The organism is Aquabacterium sp. (genome assembly GCF_016234775.1).
Lineage (GTDB): Bacteria > Pseudomonadota > Gammaproteobacteria > Burkholderiales > Burkholderiaceae_C > Aquabacterium.
This window is the reverse complement of the sequence record NZ_JACRAH010000045.1, coordinates 1-18511: the sequence shown is the minus strand read 5'-3', so window position 1 is coordinate 18511 and position 18511 is coordinate 1. Positions and strand designations below refer to the sequence as shown.

Here is an 18511-nt window from a genome sequence, read left to right as displayed (position 1 = left end):
GATGACAGTGTCAACCCTTACACCATGGCAAGGTCAAATTGATCCCGATCAGCTACCCTGCTCTTGACCTTGCCATCATGGCAAGGTTCAGACTGATCGCGTTGACAATGTGATCACACACAAAGGATCTCCATGAGCGAAGCCACCAGCCATCAACTTCAGGTCAAAGGCATGACTTGCCAGCACTGCGTGAAAGCGGTGACCAAGGCCATCCAGGCGCTGGATTCAAGCGCCACCGTGTCGGTGGAACTGCCACAAGGCCATGTGACGGTGCAAACCACCCTGAGCCGTGAAGACACGGTCAAGGCCATCAGCGATGAAGGCTATGACGTCCAGGCCTGAGGCGATTCAGCCCATCAACATTGGCGAAGCGTCGAAGCAGACTGGTGTGTCTGCCAAGATGATTCGCCACTATGAAGGCCTGGGTCTGCTGCCACCACCGCCGCGCACCGACTCCGGCTATCGCCTGTTTGATGCCGATGCGGTGCACACCCTGCACTTCATCCGCCGCGCGCGTGACCTCGGTTTCGGCATGGGGGACATCGCGCAGTTGCTCGACCTGTGGCGCAACCGACGCCGCTCCAGTGCCGCGGTGAAGAAGCTCGCCATGACCCATGTGGCCTCGCTGCAAGCGCGCATCGAGGCACTGGAAGCCATGAAGCGCACGCTCAGCGATCTGGCCGAACAATGTCATGGCGATGACCGCGCCGGTTGCCCGATTCTGGATGACCTCGCTGGTACAGACAAACCGCTCGTCTCTGCCTGCTGCGACGCCAACCGCCACTGAGGCGGCCTGTCGCATGTGAACTGACGCCTCAGCGGCTTTGGGTGCATGATCACGGGCAAACTCATAACAAGGAGACCGGACCATGACCGACACCGCTGACAACACGTGGCCCTTGCAGCAATCCAGCCTGAACGCCTGCGGCATCAACACGCGTGTGTTCCAGGGCGGGGTCAACCTCAAGGCCACGGAGGCGGTGGTCTTCGTGCATGGCAACCCAGGCTCCAGCGAGGACTGGCGCACACTGATGCAGGCAGTGGCACCACACGGCCGCGTCATCGCCATGGACATGCCCGGCTTCGGTCAGGCCGACAAACCCGCCGAGTACCCTTACTCGGTGGAAGGCGGCGCGGCCTTTCTGACGGAGGCCTTGCGCCAGCTCGGCGTGCTCAAAGCACACCTGGTGCTGCATGACTTTGGCGGGCCCTGGGGTCTGATGTGGGCCGCCATGAACCCCCTGGGCCTGGGCAGCCTCACCTTGATCAACACAGGCGTGCTCAAAGGCTACCGCTGGCACTACATGGCGCGCATCTGGCGCACCCCCATCCTGGGCGAGCTGCAGCAATTGATTACCAACCGCAGTGGCTTCAAATGGGCCATCTCGGTGGGCTGCCCCAAAGGCCTGCCGCTGGAATTCGTCAACCGCATGTATGACGACATGGACTGGGGCACCAAGCGAGCCATCCTCAAGCTCTACCGCGCCACGGGCGATCTGGACAACCGCAGCCAGGCGCTGGGCAAGATGCTGGCGCCGCTCAACCCACCCACGCTGGTGGTGTGGGGCGCCGCAGACCCCTACTTGCCGGCACGCTACGCCGAGCAACAGAAGGAAACCTTCGCCAAGGCCCAAGTGGTGTTGCTGCCGCAAAGCGGGCACTTCCCGTTTGCAGATGACCCCCAAGGCGTGGCTGACGCCGTGGTGCCCTTCTTGCGCCAGCAGCTCTCCTCAGCAGCCTGAGGTATCTACCGTGATGATGGGCAAGCTGCCATCTGTCTGGGGTGAGGTGTAGCTCACCGAGCAGTTGGCCGCCTGTGGTGCGCCATCCTTCTGGAACACGGTGCGATCAGCCACGTGCACAGCAGTGAAGCCCGAGAGCTGCAAGGCGTTTTCAATGCCGGATGGATCACCACCTTGCGGATAGCCTCGCTCCATGAGCACGCGCCCACTGGGCAGGTTCAGCACGGAACGGCCCGCCGAGAGTTGGCAATCCATCTGCGTGGCGCACTTCACGTGCATCAGCACACTGGCGGACTCCACTGCACCATCCAGCCCGGCGATGACCGCCTTGCGCGCTTCGCCAGGCAGATCCACAAAGGCCGGCAAAGCCGTGGCCGACACACTGCCCATGATCGTGATGGCACAGATCATTTCGAGCAGTGAGGTTCCTCGCTGTGCGGCTTGAGAAGAAGGGATACGGCGCATGAGTGGCGAACCCTCACTGCGTGTGGCGAAGGTTTGTCGTCTGGTGAAATCAGTGAGCAATAGGTCTCACAGGATTCTAGAAGGCAGCGCGCACCCTGCCCACCTCCGGATGAGTGGCCCTCAATCCGGACTGCGCTCGATGTCCGCCATGATGGCCACGATCTGCGCGGCCGTGGGCAAGGATGGCGAGCGGTGCACCAGGGCACCTTTTCGGTTCACGAAATAGACCTGGCCAGGATGGGCATCCAGAGAATCCCCCTTGGCCTCGCCACCTTTGCTCAGCAGATCCTGCATCGCCTTGACATCGTCCACGGACGGCACGGCGGCCAGCCAGCCTGCAGCGGGTGTGTAGGGCTTGATCCAGCGGGCCAGGGCCTGCGGCGTATCCGACAAGGGATCAATGCTCAAGGACAGGAACTGCGCCTGAGGCGAGAGCTTGCCTGCTGCCAGCTTCTGGGCCTGCGCAAACAAGGCACCCTGGATAGGGCAAATCGCCGAACAGTTCGTGTAGACCAACTGGATGGCCGTGACATGGCCATTGCACAAGGCAGCCAGATGGGTGCTTAGGCCTTGATGCGTCTGAATCGGCCAGGCCGGCAAGGGACGCACGGGCAACACCGGGCCGAAAGGAAAGTGCTGGCTGACACGCTCGGCAGCGGCCTGCTCTTCCGACTTCTTCGATGTGCGCTTGACGCCTGGCTTCTCCGTACCAGGCGCGGCCAGCGTCGAACGCCAGGCCAGGCCTGCGGCCAGGCCGAGCAACACGTGCCGCCTGGTGAGTGCGGAACCAAGGTCTGCGACTTGGCGGCTGGTCATCGTGAGGTCAGATAAGTCCACAGAGCGGCACATTGTGCCTCGGTGGCCTGATAGCGTGGCATCACGGTGCTGACCATGATCATGGCGGGATCGACACCAGTGCGCAACAACTGGCACAGGCTGCGGGCGTCATACACAGTCTCGGGCCCACCATGGCGCAAGCGAGCCTGCTGGAGCCACATGGCGCTCAAGGGGCTGGCGTAGGTGCGAGCAGACACCGCGGAAGCCGCCTGGTCCGACAAAGGCACAGGCTGGCGCGCCTCATGGCAATTGCTGCAGCGCGTGGCCACCACAGGAAGGCCCATCGACTGGCCGGCCAGGGAAGCGTTCATGGCCTGCTCGCCACGAAACAAGGCCTCACCCTCGGACAGTTGCGCTTGCCGCTGCCACCAGGCATAGCCCCCCGCCAACGCTGCACCGATCACCAGCAAGATCAGCAACAGTCTCCAGCGCGACAAGCCCGCATCAGAGCGGCCCATAAATCACCCCGATGGCATTCAGGGAGGTGCCGGCATTGCCCACAAAGCCCAGCACGCGGTTGCCCGTGGGCACGGTGTAGTCGAATGCGGTGGTGCTGGTCTGTCCCTGGCCTGTGCCGTAAGGGCCCAGTACACGCCCTGTGTTGGTCACGAAGTTGAGCACCGAGATCACGCCGGTTGAGCCCACCTTGCCATAGATGCGGACCAGGTACTCGCCAGCCGGCCAGGTCACGGTCTTGGCGCTACCGCCTGTGCCACCGTGTGAAGGCAGGTTGGCTGGTGTGGCCAGCCCTTGTATGGCATCCAGCCACCACCCTGAGCGCACGATCACACCAGTGAGCTTCTGCCCTGCCACGACAGGATCGGCAAAGGCCGCCCCGGTCGTGGTCTTGCCAAAGATGGTGCCGTTTGTGTAGGGCGTGGGCGCGGCGCCTTCCTCGCTGCCAACCTGGCTGAGGTAGGCCACCAGGTTGCCCATGTCGGTGCTGTTGATCACGCCCCCATTGAGGCTGGCGCTGTTGTGCGCGCTGACCGCATCCGCCAGCGTGGCTGCAGAACCATCATGCAGATAGGGCCCGGTTGCCCACACATCACGCAGCGTGGGCACGTCGATGCCAGGCAAGACGCCACCCAGACGGGCTCCACTGCTGGCCTTGATCGTGCCAATGTCCTTCAACAGGCTGGCATCACCGCTGCTGGTGAAGTCATTACCTGAATGGCACTTGGCACAGTTGAAGGCCTTGAACACGGCCTTGCCAGCCACAGCCGCAGTAGTCAGGCTGCCATCCGCGTTGCGATTAGGTGATGGCGCAAAGGTGTTGAGCGAGGCCACATAAGCCGCCATCGCATCCAGATCGGCACTGACGCCGGCCTTCTTGTCCCCCAGGGACTGGCTGCGCGTACCCAGATTGAAGTCAGCATCGTTCATCAGACCTGTGCCGCCAGCCAGGCCGCGAATCTGGGCTTCGAAGTCCTGCACCTCGTCAAAATTAGCGCTCCAGTGCAGGAAACCATCGGCCATGCCACCACGGCCACGCAAGGTAATCGTGTTGCGCAGGCCTTCACCCAGTCCGGTCAGGTCCCACACGCGGCCATCGTGCCCACCGTCGTTGTGGCAGCTAGCGCAGCTCATGTAGCTGTCGCGTGCCAGACGAGGGTCGCGAGCGTCATAGAACAACTGCTTGCCCTTGAGCACCGCGGTCGGCAGCTTTTCCGTGGTGATGGCATTCAGCGTGGCTTGCGCATTGAGCGTGGCCTGGCCGAAGTTCACCAGCGGCGTCAGATCGATGACACTGACCGTGCGGCTCACGAAGTTGCTCACGTACAGCTTCAAGCCATCTGCCGAGACCACCAGACCTTGCGGTGCCAGGCCCACTTCCAGACGGAAGAGCTCCTGCTTGCCCGCAGCGTCCACCACCGCCACCTGGCGGTTGGTTTCCAGTGCGACGAACAGATAGGCGCCCTTGGGATGGAAGGCGGCCGCACTGGCCACGCTGGACAGGTTGAAGTCCACACGACCGGCAAGGTCCTCACTGAGGCTGCCCATGTCGATGCGCGAGCTGATGGAGCGCACCGTGTGCTTGAACTCCAGGTTGTTGCCATCGCGCAGCGTGCCGCGCTTGATGTTGTCCTGCTTGGAAGGCACCCAGGCCGTTTGCCCATCAGGCGAGATGGCCGCAGCGCCCAGGTAGTTGGGGATCCCCCGACCCGAGTTGGAGCCATCCACGCGCTCGCTGTGCGCCAGCACCACGTTCTTGCTCAAGCTCATGGTGCGAGGGTCGACCACCAGCACATCGGCCCCAACCGGGTTGCCTGCCGCGTTGGTGGTGCTGACCGTGGCCGTGCCTTCACCCGGCAGCGGCTTGGTGATGAAACGAGACAGCAGGAGCTTGTCGCCCCCGGCAGAGACTGCCATATGGCGCACGTCCATGCCCACATCCAGGAACGCCAGCGGCGCACCCGTGCTGCCATCCAGCTTGAGCAGCTTGCCGCCAGCCTCCAGCGTGACCAGGGCTGCGCCGTCTGCAGGCGAGAACACAATGCCGTAAGGCTGTGAGGCACGCGGCAGACTGATCGTCTGCACCACCGCCAGCGTGCCGGCGTTGATGACGCTGATGGATGCACCTGTCTTGTTGACCACCCACATGCGGCCATCATTGGCACGTGCGATGCTGCGGGGCGCACTGCCTACATTGATTTCCGCCACGCGGGCATTGGTAGCCGTGTCAAACACACTGACCGAATCGTTGTCCGCGTTGACCACCCACAGGCGGGTCGACGCACCGGTGCGCGCCTCCAGCGCCAGATTGGATGTGGTTCGGCTCACCGACGTCGCCGCACCATTGCCCACGGCTTGCAGGAAGCGATAGGACGACACGCGACCATCAGCCGTGCGCACGGTCAGCACCACGTTGTAGACGCCAGGCGCACTGAAGATGTGACTGGAAGCTGCGGTGGCACTGAAGGCCGTATCACCCGTGCCGTCGCCATAGTTCCAGCTGTACTGCGCGCTGGCACCACTGCCTATCACCGGCGCATAGCTGGCTGCACCGCCGCTGCTCACCAGAGGCGCGGGCAGATTGGTGACTGCCGGCACCGCGTCCAGCACCGTCAACTGGAAGCTGGTCGAGGCATTCAAACCACCATCATTGGCGGCCGTCACCGTCACGTTGAACACACCCGCCGCCGAGGGGCTGCCCTGGATCACGCCACTGGCCGGCGCAACGCTCAAACCAGCAGGCAAGCCGGTGGCGGTGAAGGTCAAGGGATTGCCGTCCACATCACTGGCGCTCACGGCCAGATTGAAGTTGCTGTTGATCAGACCCGTCTGCGCACCAATGGCGTTGATGGTCGGCGTGTTGTACACGCCGGGGCCACCCCAGACCTGGACTTCGGCCATATGCAGGAAGTTCTGACCGATGAACTGCACGCGCACATAGCGACCCAGGCCATTGACCGGGATACCAATGTTGCTGACCACCGTGCTTACGCCAACCTTGCGCTGTATGACCTTGGGGTCAGACAGCAGATTGGTCAATGTGCGACCAGTCATGTCGGTCGGAGAGACCAGCACATAGAAGTTCTGCAGACGGGCTGTGCTGCCATCCGTGCGGTTCCACAACTGGATCAGGTCAATGCGACTGAGACGCCCCAGGTCCACCTGCCACCAGTCCTGTGCAGCGGTGGATGCCGTATGGTTCACGGAGCCAGCACCGTAAGTGCCGTTGGTATTGCCATCCACCGCACGGCTGGCTGCCGCTGTCTCATACGTGGAAGACTGCGTGGCGGCCTTGCCTTGCGCCAGGTTAGACACCGAAGGCGCGACACCTGCGTAAAGGCGATCAGCTGGCACGGGCACGAAGGCCGTGGCACCGGCCGGCTGCCAGTTCAGTTGCATGGTGGCCCCGCCACCTTGCTCGAAATACTCCACCACCACGGCATAGCGCTGGCCGGCCACCATGTTGACCATGGCGGTATTGGTAGTGGGCGCGTGGGCGGTCCAGTTGTCGATAACCAGCTGGTTGTTGACCCACACGCGAACACCGTCGTCGGTCACGGTCTGGATCTGTGTGGCACCGGAGCTCACTGCCTCGATCGAGCCGATCCAACGCACCGAGAAGTTGTCAGCGGACAGGCCCGCGGCAGGCGCACCGTTACCCCACGCGAAGTTGACGGCTTGCGTGGCCTGCAAAGCCACCGTGCCACTGACGGTCGTGTTGTTGAAGTATTGCGCCAGCAGGCCCGTGCCCGCGCCGGCGCCGATCACGTCCAGCGTGGTGTCAGTGCTCACGGTCTGGGTGCCATTGCTCACGCGAACAGTCACCACATACTTGCCCGGCACAGAAGCCGTACCCGTGATGGCGCCCGTACTGCTGTTGATGGACACCCCTTGAGGCAAGCCTGTTGCGCTGTACGTCAGGGTGCCTGTTGCGGTCGAGGCCTTGACGCTGGCATTGACCGTGCCGCCCGCCGTCACCGTGATGGCGGCCTGAGCAGGCAGCACCGGGGCGCCTTCATTGCTCACGGTCACAAAGCGCGCCATGGAAGGCGTGCCATTGGCGTTCATCGCAAACAACATCCACTGGCCTGGAACCAGGATGCCCGGGTTGCTGGGGATGTTGAGCGCGTAGTGGGTGGCGTCCGTCTGCGTGAAGGACAGCGACACACGCCGCTGCCCGTTGTTGACCGCGTGCGTCACCGCGCCCAGCCGCACCATGGCAAAGCCCGTGATGGCAGAATCCGTTTCCACATTGGCGGTGCTGCCGTAACCCACCTTGTCGGGCGACACCGTAATGGCTGGGCGCGCCGCCTTGCTGCCATCGGCATTGAACAGATACGGCGGCGACATGATCTCCGCATCGGCATGGTCGGCCGCGCAAGCGCACAGACCACCACCGCCCACCATCACCCTGGCGTCAGGCAGCAACACCGCCACGCTGTGATAGTTGCGCGCCACCTTCATCGGCGGCAGCACGGTGAACTTGCCGGTCACCGGATCAAAGATCTCCGGCGCCAGCACGGCGTTGGAATCCGAGAACTCCAGGGTGGCCGTCTGCCCCCCTACAACGACCACCTGGCCATTGGGCAAGACCACGCTATTGGAGAAGGTGCGCGGATACGCCATCGGCGCCAGCTTCTGCACATCCACCCCGCCGTTGTTGGTGTCCAGCAAATAGGCACCGGCGCTCGATGGCGTGTTGTTGTTCCAGGAGGAGCCACCCACCTTCAGGATCTTGCCGGCCTCGAACATCACCGTGTTGGCAGAAAACGCCAGGCCATCGTCGCCACGCTGACCGGCAGGCGTGTAGCTGCCGTTGCCTTGCGTGTCGATCCAGTACATGTCCACCGCGGGCGCAGCCAGCAGGACCTTGCCGTTACCCGTGGGGATCAGGTTGTAGTGAGAGTTGCTCTGCCAGCCCTTGAACGTGCGGTCCATCATGAACTCGGGCACATCTGGCACGCCGCTGAGTTGACGCCAACCGCTTGCCAGCGTGAAGACTTCGGCACCTTTTGCACCGGCGGTCACATTGCCCCAGGCGCCCCCCAGGGTCAAGACCGAACCATCCGCCAGCGTGGTACTACCTGGGTACCCGCGTGGCACGGTCACTTTGGCCGTGGCCTTCCAGGTGTTGGCCACCGGGTCATACAGCGAGCTTTGCGCCGCGTCATAACCACCGTTGATCAACAAGCTGCCATCGGTCAGACGGGCCGTGCCCGGGCAGAACATGTTGTGCGCCGTTTCGGTCACGTTGCGAGCCACGGACGTGCCCGTCACGGGATCGAACAAGGCGGTCATGGTGTTGCCGCTGGCGTTGAAGTTGTTCGTCAGGTTGCTGGCCCACACGAGCACTTTGCCATTGGACAACAGGGCCGCGCCCACCGGCACCACCGGCAGCGAAACCGGGGCATCCCACCGGGTCAAGGCTGCTTGTTCGGGCGTGAGTGCAGCGTAGGTGTTCTGCGCCGACACCAAAGAAGCGCTACCGGAAGGAGCCGCCACGGGAGCCGTATCCCCGGCTGCCAACAGCGTAGCTGAGCCCGAACCGCTCACCAGTTGAGACGCCGCATAAGCCAGCGCCGACACACAGGCCACAAGCAGGACAACACGCTTGCGCGTCGCGTTCTGACTGGTGATTAGAACCTTGTTATTCATGGGCAATCGCTTCCGCCGGCACGCCAAACCACGCGACAAACACGTCGATAAATGGATGCCGTTTTACATGTGTGAATTTGTTAACAACATGTCAATTGTTAACAGAGGGCGGATTGTGTTGCACTGTGCGAAACGAAGGCAACCACTCAGATCGATGCCCGAAGCCCCATTCCCCTTATGTGAATGGAGGCCTCAAAGCCACAGGAGGCGAATCACGACAGCAATATGGCGGGATACGACAAATGCTGATCGGCAGGCCACGGGTAGCACCGCCGGTCTCCGCCAAACATGCCAAACCAATGTGGATGAGAAAGGGCGGAGAAAAACAAAAAAGCCTGCAAGTTTTCACTTGCAGGCTTCTTGAATCAATGGTCGGGGCGGTGGGATTCGAACTCACGACCCTCTGCTCCCAAAGCAGATGCGCTACCAGGCTGCGCTACGCCCCGACGAAGCAGCTATTCTATACCGAAAATTCACCTCGTCAAAGCCGACGATTGAAAATCATTTCACAGGCACGCCGGAAGGCAGGATGGCATGCATGCCCTGAATGGTCTGAACCATCAGCGGCCTGGCGCCATGCAGGCCCAGCCCACGCAGGCGCGCACTCAAGGGATGGGCACCCCCGCCATCACATTGCAAGCGCACCTCACCGCCCAGGCCATGGCGCATGCGCCCTCGGGTGTTGATCACCGTGCGCAGCAATTGCCCCTTGAACAGCGTGTAGGTCATCAGGTTGGGCGCAGACATCTTCACGCCTGCTCCCACACGCCCTGACAGGCGGCACAGCAGGTCTCGCCCATCTTCGCTGCGCACGGCGCAATCCAGATCCCTGTCTCGCAACTGGAAGTCGATGGGCACGATGATCTTGGGATAGCCCCAGCAGTCGTGCCCAGCTGCATGGGCCGCTGCCGTGGTGACGGGCAAGTCCGCCACGTACATGCCGGGCAGTGAGGACTGGCCCCAGTGCCAGGCTGCCGTGTCCTTGAACTTCGCCTTGACCGGGTGCCCGGCCACGGCCACGCCCATCTCGTTGTAAGGGCCCACCGAGGTATCCACGTACTCGAAGAAGGCCACGGTCACCAGGCCCTTGCCGGGCCGCAAGGTCACAGCCTTCAGCTCGGGCGGCAGCACGGCCTGCGCCTTGTCCTCGTCCACCAGAAAGGAAGCAAACACGGCTGCCGCGTTGTAGTACAGGATGGGCAGTTCCACCGGCCCGACTCGGGTTGGGTAGGTCTGCCTGTCCACGTCGAAATAACTTCTCATGATGTCTGGATCCTTGTTCACACGCTGATGTGGAGGGGCTCGCCGGTCATGCGGGCCAGCAGCTGGGTTTGCATGTCTTCGATCAGGCCCAGTCGGTTGATCTGGTTGGTGCCCTCGAAGATGCGGGTCAGGCGGATGTCGCGCAGCAGCTTTTCCAGGCCGGTGGCGGTGCGCGATCCGTGCTCGGCCATCAGGGCCATGCCCATCTCGCAGATCGCCTGGGCCCGATCGGTGGCCATGAATTTGCTGATGCAGGCGCCCGCTTGCCTGGCCTGCTGGCTGCCGCTGGCTTGTTGCCATAGCAGCGAGCGGATCGTGCGGGTCTCGGCCACCATCTGCGCCAACTGCAGTTGCACCTCCTGATACGAGATCAAGGGGCGGCCGCCCAGGCGGGTGTCCATGGCATGGTTCAAAGCCAGCTCGCAGGCACGACGGGCGATGCCCACGGCCATGGCTGCCACGGGATAGCGCGAGGCATTGAGGGTGGCGCGGTTGAGCGCCCAGCCCTTGCGCAAGCCGCCGATCACGTCGGCTTCCGGCACGAAGGCATCCTCGAAAGTCAGCTCGGCGGCGCTGCTGGCACGCATCCCCATCTTTAACTCGGTGCGGCAGGCGCGCATGCCAGGGTTGCTGGCGTCCAGCATGAAGCAGGTCCAGGATTCGAAGCCCTCGCCTTCCAGCGCAGCGAACACGGCGACCTTGCGGGCCACATCACCACCACTGATGTAGCACTTCTGCCCGTTGATGCGGTAACCGCCAGGCACCGCCCTGGCCACCACCCGAGGGCGGTTGGTGTGCGCGCCATGGCCATCTTCCGCGTCGCTGCCTGCCGTGGGCTCGGTGATGGCATAGGCAAACAGATGAGGCCTGCCTTGCATGAAGGCCTGGTGCATGGGGCGGATGAATCGCCACATCGCTTGCACATCGCCACTGAGCAGCACGGGCGCCAGGCCCAGGTGATGGGCGCTCAGCAACAGCATCTGGCCCGCACACACGGCCGACATCTCTTCCACCTGAATGGCCATGCGGTAGGCCGGCGAGAAGCGCATCTCCCACCACGACGCCGAACCCAGCGGGGTCGGCACGACGTTGGACATGTAGCCTGCATGCCCCGCCTTGATCAGCAGTTGCCGCGCAGCCGGATGCAAGGTGCCCGGCTGCGCGTGTTCGGCCTCGTCCAGCAGGCGCACATTGGGTGCCATGTGGGTCTGCGCGAACTGGCGGACGCGACGGCGCAAACGCCCCAATGCGGCCGGCAGGCTGGCCGTGTCCATCTCCCACAAGTCGGCGGGACCATAGTGTGTCAGCGCACGCCCCAAGGTGTTGAGCTCCTTGATGCGCTGCAGGGGATTGAGCATGTGCAGGGGCGCCACATGCCCTTCGATGTGATCCAGTGTGCTCATGCGCCTGCTCCCGCGTTCGCCCCTGAGATCGACGCCCAGTTGGCCGACATCAACTGCATCTCCAGGGGGCCACCGCTTTGCAGGCGCAGGTGATTGACATCGCGCCAGCGTTTTTCAATGCCGTTGTCGCGCATATAGCCCAGGCCACCGAAGGTCTGCATGGCTACATTGGCTGCCAGGGCCAGGCCCTCATGCAAACGGTTGCGTGCCCGCAGCACATCCGCAAAGCCGGATTCGTTCAGGCGCTGCCCTGCCAACACGGTGCGCACATCGGTCAGGGCTGCCTGCATGTCGGCCAGCATGTTCTGCACCGCCGGGTGCCCGGCGATGACGCGGCCACCCTGAAAGCGCAGGGCGCTGAACTGATGGGCCATCTCGGTCATCTGCTGGACGCAGCCTTGCTGGATGGCCAGCAAGCCCAGCCACTCCCGGTGCCAGATATCGCGAGACAAGGCCTTGGCCTGCTCTGCGGGCAAGCTCACGATGCGAGCCTGTCGCGGCACGAACTCACCGTCGTGCAACTCATCCAGGCCATGGCCTGGCGTGATGCCATGCACCTCGCCTTGCAGGATCTGCCAGGCCAGCGTACCTTGTGCGAACACGGGCGCCAGCAGCAGGTGAGCCTGCCCGTGCATCAAGCCCGCACAGACTCGACCTGGATCAAAGGCATCGCGCAACATGGCCTCGTCCACAGCCTGCCCGCACCACCAGTTGGCCAGCTCACCGCGACCAATGCCATGGCGGCCATGCAGGCTGACGCAGGGATGGGCCCGCTCTGGCGCCGCCTCGCCCAGCTGTTTCAGCAGGTGAAGCGCCAATGCCGATCGATGCAAACTCAAGGCCAGCGAGGCGCTCACCCTGGCAATCGTGGTGAGGTTGCGCAAGGTCAAGGCCAGTTGGGGTGCTTGTTCGCATCCTTCCCACAAGCCGCATCCATCATCTGATGATGTGTTGACGAAACCCTGATCCACGAACAGATCCAGCACCGCCCGGAACCGGTCTGGTTCACATGTCTGCTCCGGACGTGCGAACAAGTCCTCAGCCAGATCCCTGCAGATGTGCTGCAAACTGTCGCCGATCATGGCGATGTCTTCATCGCTCAATTGCACGACGTCTCCTCGTTGTGATGTACGAGGTGATACTAGGAGGGGGCTGGTCAGGTGTGGATGCTACGACCGGTCAGGCTACTGATCGATCTGGCCAATTCACTGTCTGGCTGTCTTGGCTTGTTCTGCGTAAATCTGGATGTATGGACCTTCGCTCGCTTCGCGTTTCCACCATGTCGGTGTACCCCCTGCTGCAATGCGCGCTGGATGAAGGCTTGTCTGGCGAACAACTGCTGGCTGGCACGGGGCTGACCGAAGCCCTGCTGCGCGATGCCAACCGCGACATCCCTTTCAGCCACGAGTTGATCGTGGTGCGCAACTACCTGCGCCTGACCCGCGAGACCGTGCCCGGTCTGCGCGCGAGCACCTTCTATCACTACAACAGCTTTGGCACCCTGGGTGCGGCACTGGTGAGCCACCCCACCATGCTGGAGGCCTGCCGCTTCTTGGCCCGCTACGTGGACCTGACCTTCACGCCATTTCGCATTCTGATGGAAGAGGATGGCGACCTGGTCAGCGCCCACTACATGGACTGCATGGACCTGGGCGATTGCCGCAGCTTCTACCTGATGCGGGATCTGGCCTTCATCCGCAACCTGAGCAAGGAGGCGGGCGCCGAGGACTGGTCCGAACTGGTGGACGATATGGAGATCGCCATGGAGGCGCCCGCCGATCTGGCTGCCGTGAAGACTTTCTTTGGCTGGCCTTTGCACTTTGGCGCGGCAGAAACGCGCGTGATCGCCCGCCTGACCTCCCTGCTGAAACCGCTGCGCCTGGCCAATCCAATCACGCTCAAGATCATGCAGGAGCAGTGCGATGCCCAGTTGCTCAAGCGTCAGCAAAACCCCTGGTCACGGCAGGTAGAGAACCTGCTGTTGAGCACGCACCCCATGCCGGATCTGGGCACCGTGGCCGAACGCCTGCATTGCGCTGAGCGTACATTGAGGCGCCGCCTGCAGGGAGAGTCCTGCACATTTCAGGATCTGGTGACACGTGTGCAGCAGCAACGCGCCGTTCATCACCTGCGCCACACCCAACTGCCCATCGAGCTGATCGCCGAGAAGCTGGGCTACAGCGAAACAGCAGCCTTTGCGCATGCCTTCAAACGATGGACAGGCCAGACGCCGTCAGCCTTCCGCATCCAGAGCCGCCAGCCTGATACAGGCCCAGCTACCCCGGCTTGAATCACACGGCCTCATGGCGGCGAGGGCTCAAGGCGCCACCGTCCCCTGATGGTAGAACAGTTGCCAACCTGATGGCGTGCGCCGCCAGATCGAGCTGCGCAGCACCTTGAACGGCGCACTGTCACCCGCGTGAACACAGGCATACGTCAACAAGGCGCAGTCCGCCCCCAGTTCGTGCACCTGGTAATCCGAGGTCTCGACCACGGGAGGCGCCTGGCCTGACGTTTGCGACAAGTAAGCCAGAACTTGCTGACGGCTGTAGCGAAGGCCAGACTTGCCCACCTCAAAGAAATCCGCATGCAGCAGGGCATCACACTGCGCTGCTGCAAGCACGCTACCGGGGTGATGCAAAGCGCGCTCAAGCTGCGTCAAGGTCTGGAGCAGATCAGCCATGGTGCATGTCTCCCAAGGGTCTACGGCCTCGATCAAGAATTCATCTGCGCCCAGACCTTTTCCAGGCGCTTGGCGCTCACCGGCTGCGGCGTGCGCAACTCCTGAGCAAACAGGCTGATGCGCAACTCTTCGAGCAACCAGCGGAACTCGTCCAGACGGGCATCGTAGGTGCCTTTGAGCTCACTCAGGCGACGCGTCAGCCTTTGGTCCAGCGGACGCAACTCGGTCATGCGCTGACCGTCACGCACAGGGTCTCCCTTGAGCTTGTCCAGTCGCAATGTGATGCCCTTCAGGTAGCGAGGGAAATGCTGCAACTGCGCATACGGCGTCAACGCCACGAAGCGCTTGGGCATCAGGCGCTGCAATTGCGCGGCGATGTCATCGGCGACGTCCTTCGGGGGGCGTGAGTCCTTGAGTTTGCGCGCAGCTGCCGCATACTCGGTCAGCACGGTGCCAGCCAGACGCGCCACCTCCTGCGCGATCAGGTTCAGGCGCGTGCGGCCCTCTTCCACGCGAGCCTTGAAGCTGGCCGCATCGGAAGGCAAGGGGTCGTGCAGGTAGGCACGGTCCAGTGCCACTTCGATGATCTGATCGCGCAGTTCATCGGAAGTACCCAGCGGCATGAAAGCCATGGCCATCTTCTGCAGATCGGGGATGTTCTTTTCGAGGTACTTCAAGGGCTCACGGATCTGCAAGGCGATCAGGCGACGCAGGCCGGCAAGGTGCTTGGCCGCGGCCACATCGGGCTCGTCAAACACCTCGATCTCCACATGCTGGCCCTTGTCGATCAAGGCCGGGAAGCCGATCAGGGTGTGGCCACCGCGCTGAATCTCCATCAGTTCCGGCAGCTCGCCAAAAGTCCAGTCCGTGAGGGCTTGTGCCGCCTGTGCAGGCTTGCTTCCGGCTGCCCCAGCACCAGGAGCCGCCCCGCCCTTGCCTGCAGCTTGGGCACCGTGCGCGCCCTGTGAACCTGGTACCCGCTGCACACCAGGCTTGGCCGCACCGGGCTGCGAGCCACCTTTTAGCGAGTTCGTCTGTGATGACGTCGACCCAGGCTGACCGGATGCGGCAGCTGCATCGCCCCCTTGCGCCACAGCCTGGGCCTTGAGCGCCGCCAAGGCCTGGAAGGCCCCACGCGCCAGCGAACCCAGCTCGGCTTTCAGCGCAGGCAGGTTGCGGCCCATGCCCAGCTGGCGGCCATGCTCGTCCACCACACGGTAGTTCATGAACAGGTGCGGCGAGAGCATGTCGAGCTTGAAGTCAGCGCGCTTGACGTCGAGCTGCGTCTTGTCGCGCACGGCCTTGAGTAGCACGTCCATCAGGCTGCCCTTGCCGAACTCGGCCGACTCTACAAAAGACTCGGCGTAATCGGGCAGCGGCACCAGGCGTGCACGAGGTTTTTGATGCAGGCTCTTGACCAGGGCCAGCACCTTGTCCTTGAGCATGCCAGGCACCAGCCACTCACCGGCCTCGTCACTGACCTGGTTGAGCGCGAAGATGGGCACGGTCACCGTCACGCCATCCCGGGCATCGCCCGGCTCGTGCAGGTAAGCGGTGGCGCAGTCCACCCCGCCAATGCGCAAGACCTTGGGAAAGGCGCTGCTGGTGATGCCAGCGGCCTCATGGCGCATCAGCTCTTCGCGGCTCAGGTAGAGCAGCTTCGGGTTCTCGCGGCTGGCTTGTTTGTACCAGCGCTCGAAGCTGTGGCCGCTCATCACCTCGGGCGGGATCTGGGCATCGTAGAACGCGAAGATCAGCTCGTCGTCCACCAGCACGTCCTGGCGGCGGGATTTGTGCTCCAGTTGCTCGACCTGGTTGATCAGCTTGCGGTTGGCCGCCAGGAAAGGCAGACGCGTTTCCCACTCGTCGTTGACCAGGCCTTCGCGGATGAAGATCTCTCTGGCCTTGGGCGCATCGATCAGGCCAAAGTTGACGCGCTTGTTGTTGTAGACCACCAGGCCATACAGCGTGGCCCGCTCCAGCGCCACCACCTCGGCGGCCTTCTTTTCCCAATGGGGCTCCAGCAACTGTTTCTTGAGCAGGTGCCCGCCCATGAACACCAGCCATTGCTGATCGATGTTGGCAATGCCCCGCCCGAACAGGCGCGTGGTCTCCACCAGTTCAGCCGCCAGGATCCAGCGCCCCGGCTTCTTGCTCAGGTTGGCACCGGGGTGCTTGTAGAACTTGATGCCGCGTGCGCCCAGGTACCAGTCTTCGTCGTCGCTCTTGCAGCCGATGTTGCCCAGCAGGCCCGACAGCAAGGACAGGTGCACCTGCTCATACGTGGCCGGCGAGCCATTGAGCCGCCAGTTGTGTTCGGCCACCACCGTGTGCAGTTGCGTGTAGACGTCCTTCCACTCGCGCACGCGGCGCGGGTTGATGTAGTTGTCGCGCAGCAGCTGCTCGTACTTGCGGTGGCTAAGCTTGTGTTTCTCGGGCTGGCCGGGCTCATGGTGCCCATGCCCCCCCCTCGATTCATCCAACCATTTCCACAGCTTGAGCGTGCCCATGAACTCCGACTTTTCATCGTCGAACTGCTTGTGTTTGGTGTCGGCCTGCTGTTGCTGGTCGATGGGCCGGTCGCGCACATCCTGCACGCTCAAACTCGCGGCGATCACCAACACTTCGGCCAGCGCCTGTCTGTCCTTGGCTTCCAGGATCATGCGCCCCACACGCGGGTCCAGCGGCAGTCGGGCCAGGTCCATGCCCAGCTTCGTGATCTCGTTGTTGTCGTCGACCGCGCCCAGCTCGTTAAGCAACTGGTAGCCGTCGGCAATGGCCTTGCGCAGCGGCGGCTCGATGAAGGGGAAGTCGTCCACCAGGCCCAGATGCAGGGACTTCATCCGCAGAATCACCCCCGCCAGGGAAGAGCGCAGGATCTCCGGGTCGGTGAAGCGTGGCCGCGCGTTGAAGTCTTTCTCGTCATACAGACGGATGCAGATGCCGTTGGCCACCCGGCCGCATCGCCCGGCGCGCTGGTTGGCGGCGGCCTGGCTGATCGGCTCGATCTGCAGTTGCTCGACCTTGTTGCGGAAGCTGTAGCGCTTGACGCGCGCCATGCCCGAATCGATCACGTAGCGGATGCCGGGCACCGTCAGCGAGGTTTCGGCCACGTTGGTGGCCAGCACGATGCGCCGCCCGCCACCGGTCCTGAAGACCTCGTCCTGCTCTTGCTGGCTCAGGCGCGCAAACAGCGGCAGGATGTTGGCCGTGACGCGGTGGTGCGCGAAATGCTTGCGCAGGTGATCCGCCGCCTCGCGGATCTCGCGTTCGCCCGGCAAGAACACGAGGATGTCGCCGCTCCCCTCGCGCCAGAGTTCGTCCGTTGCATCGGTGATGGCCTCGTTCAGACCGTATTCGCGGCTTTCCTCGAACGGCCGGTAGCGTTGCTCCACCGGGAATAAGCGGCCCGACACCATGATGACTGGCGCTGGGCCCTTGGCGGATTCAAAGTGTTTGGCAAAGCGCTCCGCATCGATCGTGGCCGAGGTCACGATGATCTTCAGATCCGGCCGGCGCGGCAGCAACTGGCGCAGGTAGCCCAACAGGAAGTCGATGTTGAGGCTGCGTTCGTGCGCCTCGTCGATGATGATGGTGTCGTAGGCCTTGAGGTCCGGATCACCCTGGGTCTCGGCCAGCAGGATGCCATCGGTCATCAGCTTGACGCTGGCGCCGGGCTGGATGCGATCCTGGAAGCGCACCTTGTAGCCCACCACCTCACCCAGCGGCGTGTTGAGCTCTTCGGCGATGCGCTTGGCCACGCTGGAGGCCGCGATCCGCCGGGGCTGGGTGTGGCCGATCAGCTTGGGGCGCAGGTGGCGTGGCAAGTTCGGATCACGTGGCTGCCCCCAGCCTCCTCGCCCCATGGCCAGCGCGATCTTGGGCAGCTGCGTGGTCTTGCCTGAGCCCGTTTCGCCGCAGACGATGATGACCTGATGCGCGCGCAGAGCGGCCTCGATCTCGTCGCGCTTGCCGCTGACGGGCAGGGATTCGGGAAAGGTGATGGG

13 protein-coding genes and 1 tRNA gene are annotated in these 18511 nt (G+C 63.1%); 4 read left to right on the top strand and 10 right to left on the bottom strand.

Going from position 1 to position 18511, the window contains the following annotated elements; translation table 11 throughout:
- Positions 1-132: 132 nt before the first annotated feature.
- The 3 genes from HY836_RS13940 to HY836_RS13930 all read left to right on the top strand — a co-directional run bounded on the left by HY836_RS13940 (position 133) and on the right by HY836_RS13930 (position 1742).
- Positions 133-342, top strand: coding sequence for a cation transporter (locus HY836_RS13940; RefSeq protein ID WP_290676815.1), 210 nt, complete (start codon positions 133-135; stop codon positions 340-342).
- On the top strand, positions 326-787 hold the full coding sequence (gene cueR / locus HY836_RS13935; protein WP_290676898.1) for a Cu(I)-responsive transcriptional regulator: 462 nt from the start codon (positions 326-328) through the stop codon (positions 785-787). Before HY836_RS13940 ends, cueR begins: the two co-directional genes overlap by 17 nt.
- Positions 788-869: 82 nt before the next feature.
- Positions 870-1742 carry an alpha/beta fold hydrolase gene (locus HY836_RS13930; RefSeq protein WP_290676813.1) on the top strand — a complete coding sequence of 291 codons (873 nt, stop codon included), beginning with the start codon at positions 870-872 and terminating at the stop codon, positions 1740-1742.
- Here HY836_RS13930 and HY836_RS13925 read toward each other — a convergent pair.
- From HY836_RS13925 to HY836_RS13890, 8 genes are all read right to left on the bottom strand, one after another.
- Positions 1731-2207 carry a type II secretion system protein gene (locus tag HY836_RS13925; RefSeq protein ID WP_290676811.1) on the bottom strand — a complete coding sequence of 159 codons (477 nt, stop codon included), beginning with the start codon at positions 2205-2207 and terminating at the stop codon, positions 1731-1733. The two genes, HY836_RS13930 and HY836_RS13925, sit on opposite strands and share 12 nt — an antisense overlap.
- Before the next feature lie 120 nt (positions 2208-2327).
- On the bottom strand, positions 2328-3023 hold the full coding sequence (locus tag HY836_RS13920) for an SCO family protein (protein ID WP_290676809.1): 696 nt from the start codon (positions 3021-3023) through the stop codon (positions 2328-2330).
- A complete protein-coding gene (locus HY836_RS13915) occupies positions 3020-3502 on the bottom strand; it encodes a hypothetical protein (RefSeq protein WP_290676807.1) in 483 nt (160 codons plus the stop codon). The genes HY836_RS13920 and HY836_RS13915 overlap by 4 nt, the downstream gene beginning before the upstream one ends.
- A complete protein-coding gene (locus HY836_RS13910; RefSeq protein ID WP_290676805.1) occupies positions 3489-9155 on the bottom strand; it encodes a PA14 domain-containing protein in 5667 nt (1888 codons plus the stop codon). Before HY836_RS13910 ends, HY836_RS13915 begins: the two co-directional genes overlap by 14 nt.
- Positions 9156-9524: 369 nt before the next feature.
- A tRNA-Pro gene (locus tag HY836_RS13905) sits at positions 9525-9601 on the bottom strand.
- Positions 9602-9656: 55 nt separating this feature from the next.
- Positions 9657-10418 (bottom strand): acetoacetate decarboxylase family protein, encoded by a 762-nt coding sequence (locus HY836_RS13900; RefSeq protein ID WP_290676803.1) that lies wholly within the window; start codon positions 10416-10418, stop codon positions 9657-9659.
- Between the two features lie 17 nt (positions 10419-10435).
- Positions 10436-11821, bottom strand: coding sequence for an acyl-CoA dehydrogenase family protein (locus HY836_RS13895; protein WP_290676801.1), 1386 nt, complete (start codon positions 11819-11821; stop codon positions 10436-10438).
- Positions 11818-12930, bottom strand: coding sequence for an acyl-CoA dehydrogenase family protein (locus HY836_RS13890; protein ID WP_290676799.1), 1113 nt, complete (start codon positions 12928-12930; stop codon positions 11818-11820). Before HY836_RS13890 ends, HY836_RS13895 begins: the two co-directional genes overlap by 4 nt.
- A 170-nt stretch (positions 12931-13100) precedes the next feature.
- Here HY836_RS13890 and HY836_RS13885 point away from each other — a divergent pair, with 170 nt between their 5' ends.
- Positions 13101-14111, top strand: a complete 1011-nt coding sequence (locus HY836_RS13885; protein WP_290676797.1) for an AraC family transcriptional regulator — start codon at positions 13101-13103, stop codon at positions 14109-14111.
- Between the two features lie 27 nt (positions 14112-14138).
- Here the strand turns inward: HY836_RS13885 and HY836_RS13880 are convergent, their stop codons facing one another.
- Positions 14139-14504, bottom strand: coding sequence for a DUF4440 domain-containing protein (locus HY836_RS13880; protein WP_290676795.1), 366 nt, complete (start codon positions 14502-14504; stop codon positions 14139-14141).
- Between the two features lie 32 nt (positions 14505-14536).
- On the bottom strand, positions 14537-18511 hold a 3975-nt coding region (gene hrpA / locus HY836_RS13875; protein WP_367114706.1), incomplete at its 5' end, for an ATP-dependent RNA helicase HrpA.